Source organism: Zavarzinia sp., from assembly GCF_041650655.1.
GTDB lineage: Bacteria > Pseudomonadota > Alphaproteobacteria > Zavarziniales > Zavarziniaceae > Zavarzinia.
Window position 1 is genome coordinate 1 of the sequence record NZ_JBAZKR010000240.1, and the last position, 2,984, is coordinate 2,984.

General features: G+C 69.4%; 4 protein-coding genes. All 4 read left to right on the forward strand.

The window, feature by feature from the left end; translation table 11 throughout:
• The first annotated feature begins 136 nt into the window (after window positions 1-136).
• On the forward strand, window positions 137-1,036 hold the full coding sequence (locus WC493_RS22880) for a hypothetical protein (protein ID WP_373068889.1): 900 nt from the start codon (window positions 137-139) through the stop codon (window positions 1,034-1,036).
• An 88-nt stretch (window positions 1,037-1,124) separates the two neighbouring features.
• Window positions 1,125-1,583 (forward strand): hypothetical protein, encoded by a 459-nt coding sequence (locus WC493_RS22885; protein WP_373068891.1) that lies wholly within the window; start codon window positions 1,125-1,127, stop codon window positions 1,581-1,583.
• A gap of 2 nt (window positions 1,584-1,585) precedes the next feature.
• Entirely contained in the window at window positions 1,586-1,876 is a 291-nt protein-coding gene (locus tag WC493_RS22890; protein ID WP_373068893.1) for a hypothetical protein, read from the forward strand.
• A gap of 3 nt (window positions 1,877-1,879) precedes the next feature.
• A partial coding sequence (locus tag WC493_RS22895) for a hypothetical protein (RefSeq protein WP_373068895.1) occupies window positions 1,880-2,984 on the forward strand: 1,105 nt, incomplete at its 3' end.

The window sequence follows — 2,984 nt, forward strand, 5'->3', positions numbered from 1 at the left end:
GGGCGAGGTGAAGATCGAGACCAACGGCGACGGCGAGTTGCTGTTGCACGGAAACGGGACGGCCGCGGCCCTGTACCCGGTGCTGTGGATTGTCGCCACCGATCAGTTCCCGGCCAGGACGTAGGAGGCCACGACGATGAGCGCAGCCGACTGGATCGGCGTGTTGACCGAGCTGCCGCGCCGGATCATCGGCAGCCTCGGACCGACCAAGCGCGACCTGGCGCCGGTCGGCAGCCACACCTACTACGAGCCCGCTGCCGAGAAGGAGATCATCCGCAACTGGACCGGGTGGCTCGCGGAGCTCTGCGGCCTGCCGTCCGGCTACTCCGCGGGATCTCTCCAGGGTCGGCTCGACCTGCTCGAGGCGGCCGCAGCCGTCGGCAACCTGATGGACCCGAAGGTCCACTTCCGCGCCGACGACTTCGACGACTGGACGGCTCTCAGCAGCCCGGGTTGGGACAACGGCGGCGGATCGGATCCGTGGACCGTGAACACCACCGGGGTTCGCGCGGGCCTCACGGCCGCCTTCGCCGACGAGTGCCTGATGAAGACGGCGGCGATCTACCTCGTGGATCACGAGGTAGAGGTGCGCTGCATCGTCCGCGTGGACGCCTGGGACTCTTCGGTCGGGTCGTGCTGGGTCTGCGCTCTGTACGACGCCGAGAACGACTACATCGTGGCCGGGGTGCGGATCTGGGACTACGGCACCGAGGGCGCACCGCCGCAGCTCAACCGACGGATCGAGGGCATCGTCGGAGATAATTTTGGCGCCGTCTCGTCCACCGACCTCGGCGCGTTCGCCGACGACACACACTACGAGATCCGCTGGCGCCTCGACTTCATCTCGCCGGGCGTGGTGAAACTCTACGCCTCGGTGAACGGAGCGGCCGAGGTGGACTGCGGCACGCCCGACTCACCGATCGCCCCCGGGTGTTACCTCTCGATCGTCGCCCCGCACGTCGACGCCGGATCCGGCACGTTCTACCTCAACCAGCTGCGCCGCAAGGCGAACTGGGATCCCGATCTCGATCCGTAGCACCTGACCGACCACGGCAACAGCAAGAGACGCCCGGGCCGACGCGGCGCGCGACGCCGCGCTCCTACCCCCGGGCCAGGAGTGAACCATGGCGACGAAGCAGCGCAAGGGAATCGGCACCGACACGTCCGCGACCGTGGCACATGGCGAGGACTCGGCCGGCAAGCCGCGCGCACACCTCGTCGGCGACGACGGCGACATCCACCCGTTCATGGGCCCCGGCGAGAACGGGCTGTCGGGCTCGAGCCGCCGGGCCTGGGTCCAGGTGCCCGGCGCCTACGGCACGCGGCTGACGAACAGCGGGACGCTGTTCGCCTCGCCGTGCCGCCTGATCGGCCTGCTCGTCACAACCACGACCGTCGCCACGGCGGCCGGTGCGATCAAGGACGGCGGCTCGGGCGGGATGGAGAAGTGGAGCCCGTTCTTCAACGCGCTCGGCACCGTGTTCCTACCCTGCGGTGGAGCCACGCACGGGACCGACGTCTACTTCACGAAGGGCACGGACTGGGCCGGTTCGATCCAGGCCGTCGTGGACGCGGCGGTGTAGCCGTGCCCTGCGACCGGATCGAGATCGTCCTCGCGTTCGAATGTGACGACAAGGGGCGCTGCGCCGATTCCCGCGCGCAGGGGCCCGTGGATGTCCTCAAGGCCGCCATCGCGGCGGCCCGACCGTTCTCCTGCTGGCTCTCGGAGTCGGAGGACGGGACGGTCGCCCGGTCGCACCTGTGCGGGCACAGCGATGGTCGTCCGTGCCCCGAGCCGATGACCATCGGGGTGAAGCCGGCGAAGCGCGTCGCAGCTGCGAGCGTGGCCGCCGAGCCGAAGCCGGTGGAGAAGTAGCCGATGGCCCGTGATCTCATCGTCGCGCCCCGGGGCCTCGTCCTTCCGTCGTGGCTCAAGGGTCGCGCGTCGCTCTACTTCGACCCGACCGACGACCTCGTTGCCGGGACCATCCCGGCCGACCTGACGGGCGCGGGGGCGTGGACGATCCTCGGACGCCTGCGCCCCGCCACGTTCCACACCGCGACCGACCGCGGGGCCGTGTCGTTCGGCACGAACGCGGCGGCGCAGGGTGCCTTCCTCGGGCAAGTGATCAGCGGCAGCAAGCCGTACATCGGCGGCGGGCTGATCGGCACGACGCTCGCGGACTCGCGCGTTGCCTCTTCCTCCGAGTGGTCGGACTGCATGATCCGCTACGCGGGCGGCGCGGGTGGAGCGCTGACGCTGGTCGTCAACGGGCGCTCGACCGCTGGTGTGGCGACCGGGAACATCACCGGAACGAACGCCTCGCTGGGCCGCCTGCTCGCTGCCGGAACGTGCTTCGGTGGCCGCGTGTGCGACGCGCGGATCCTCTCGCGCGCCATCTCGGATGCCGAGTACGACGCGTGGCGTCTCGGCACATCGGCGCCGGTGACGACGCGTCGCCTGTGGACCTGCGAGAACCCCGGCTACGGCACGACCTGCCACGAGGAGATCGGGAACACGGAGGACGCGATCACGGGCGCGACGTGGTCGCCGGTCGTGCCGTTCCGAAGGCGGCGGATCGTGGAGGATGTGGCGGCGGCTCCGCTGTTTACCGGAGGACAGTCGCTCACGGTAGCCGCCAACGACGCCTTCAACCCCGGCGCTGGTTCGTTCGGTCTCATGGGTTGGATCTACGAGTCCGCGCACATCGCGAACGGACAACCCCTGCGCATCAACGGGGCGGGTGGCGCGTACATCATGGTCTACCATTCCGCCACCACGGATCCGTGGGCATTCTATGTGCGGAATGATGCTGCGGCCCTGATTGGCGCCGGAACGGCTTTCACAACCCCGCGGCGTCCGGGCCAATGGCTGCACATCAGCGGCAACGCAGACAGAGCGACAAACGTGATCACCTTCCGCGCCAACGCGGCGGTGCCTTCTGTGACAGCGTGGGGCGCAGGAGCGGTCACGCTCGACGATA

Coding starts and splice junctions, on each gene's coding strand:
- WC493_RS22880 (WP_373068889.1), top strand. CDS start 137: ATGAGCGCAGCCGACTGGATCGGCGTGTTGACCGAGCTGCCGCGCCGG.
- WC493_RS22885 (WP_373068891.1), top strand. CDS start 1,125: ATGGCGACGAAGCAGCGCAAGGGAATCGGCACCGACACGTCCGCGACC.